Source organism: Mesorhizobium sp. P3_A9 (assembly GCF_056402975.1).
Genome location: NZ_JBFUGJ010000618.1, coordinates 1 through 1,930, shown reverse-complemented (window position 1 = coordinate 1,930; position 1,930 = coordinate 1). Strand labels below are relative to the sequence as shown.

At 63.3% G+C, this 1,930-nt stretch carries 1 protein-coding gene; it reads left to right on the top strand.

What is annotated here, in order from left to right:
• A partial coding sequence (locus AC1DX0_RS35275; RefSeq protein ID WP_477359059.1) for an AAA family ATPase occupies nucleotides 1-1,768 on the top strand: 1,768 nt, incomplete at its 5' end.
• Nucleotides 1,769-1,930 lie beyond the last annotated feature (162 nt).

Below are 1,930 nucleotides of genomic sequence, written 5' to 3'. Positions count from 1 at the left end.
CGTCTCCACCGTCTCGGTCGGCTCGGTGCGCCGCACCCGCGAGGTCGAGTTGACGAAGACCGTCGGCGCCGTCCATCCCGACGACCAGTTGCTCACCATCCCGCAGCACACGCTTTTGTTCCGCGCCCGGCGCGGCACGGCGATTGCACTCGCCGTATCGGATGTCTTCGCCGAAGGCTCCGACCTCGAAAGCCTGCAGGCGAAAAACACCCGCGCCCCGCTCGAAGGCGACGAAGCCTCCGCCTTCAAGAAACTCCTGTCGGCCTCGGCCTACATCTCGGCCTTCAGCCTGGCATCCTATCTGTTTCAGCTGRTCGACAGCGAYGGCGAGGCGCCSAACGACACCCCGGAGCCGGACTTYCTSTTCGACACGCCGCAGGACGCGGTGAAGTCGATCCTCGCCGGTCTCGACAAAGCGATAGCGGGCTCGAAAGACGATGCCGACCTGATGATCAGGGCGCGCGCCTTCGCCCGCGTCGCCATCGACGGGCTGCTGGCCAGAAAAGGCCGCTTCGATGGCATCGGCCCGTTCGAGAATGCCCATATCCGCATCGATGCCGACGATTTCACCCTCGACGGCTTCGACGTGGCGCCGGGCAAGCGCTCCAAGCCGCTGGTGATGACCTTCAAGAAGCCGGAAGAGGTCGTCGGCAACCACATCGCCAAATACCAGTCGGTCAAGCTCGCCAAGATGCTGATGGCCTATGATTTCGAGCGCGAGCTGAACCCGTTCGTCGAGCTCGGCGGCTTCCTGTTCACCTTCATCGGCGACGGCGCGCCCGGCACCGGCAAGACGACGCTGATCCAGATGATCGCCGGCCTCGTCAACGGCTACTGCCAGGTCGCCGGCTATCCCTTCGCCTACGAGAATTTCGGCGTCGACCAGATCTCGTCCTATCAGGGCAAGTCGGGCCAGAACTGCCGCCAGTTCATCAACAATGTGCTCAATCCCCGCGTCATCGGCTTCGGCACCATCGACGACATCGACCAGGTGGCGGCACGCCGCGCCGACGACCGCGCCTCGGCCGGCCAGCAGGAAATCACCGGCGTGTTGATGGATGCCTTCGCCGGTGCTTCCACCGTGGTGCGCGGCAATTGCTCGTTCGGCATGTTCTCCAACTATCCCGAAAATGTCGACGACGCGCTGCGCCAGCGCGCCGGCGCCCGCTGGCTGGTCGACGGACCGCAGACCCGCGACGACTATATCGACATCTTCGTGCTGCTTGCCGGCAAGAACCACGAGATCCCTCTGGGCAAGCATGAGCTCTACGCCGCCCAGGAGATCCAGCGCGCCGTGACCGAGGCCTATGAGGAGCATGAGAAGCCGCAGGAAGACGGCTTGATGAAGGTCTACGAGCGCTACATGAAAGAGAATGGCGCGCCCAAGACCATGGCCGACATCGGCACCTATCTGCACCTGATCAAGGATGCCGAACCGCGCTTCACCGGCCGCGCCATCAAGAACGTCACCGACGCCATCAAGATGCGCGCCATGGACATCGAGCTGCCCGACGACTGGTTCGAGAAACCGGAAGCCTTCATGCACAAGGGCTATGACGAGAAGAAAGCGATGATCGAAGAACTGCGCGGCCCGTTCTCGATGGACATGATCATGCAGGAGATCAACCGCTACGCCGACAGCGAGTTCCGCTATTCCGACAAGTCCGACGACGCCGCGGTGGAAAAGCTCCTGCGCGATGCCCGTCTGCGCGAACGCGCGGCGCGCGCGATGGAGGAGATGAAGAAGAAGGGCAACTGGAATGCTTGAAATGCGCCGCCGCCCCCTTCTCCCCTTGTGGGAGAAGGTGTCGCCGAAGGCGACGGATGAGGGGTGTTCCAGTGAACGCCAGCGTCTCACTCCGCTGGAACACCCCTCATCCGTCTCGGCGCTGTCGCGCCGATCCACCTTCTCCCACAAGGGGAGAAGGAA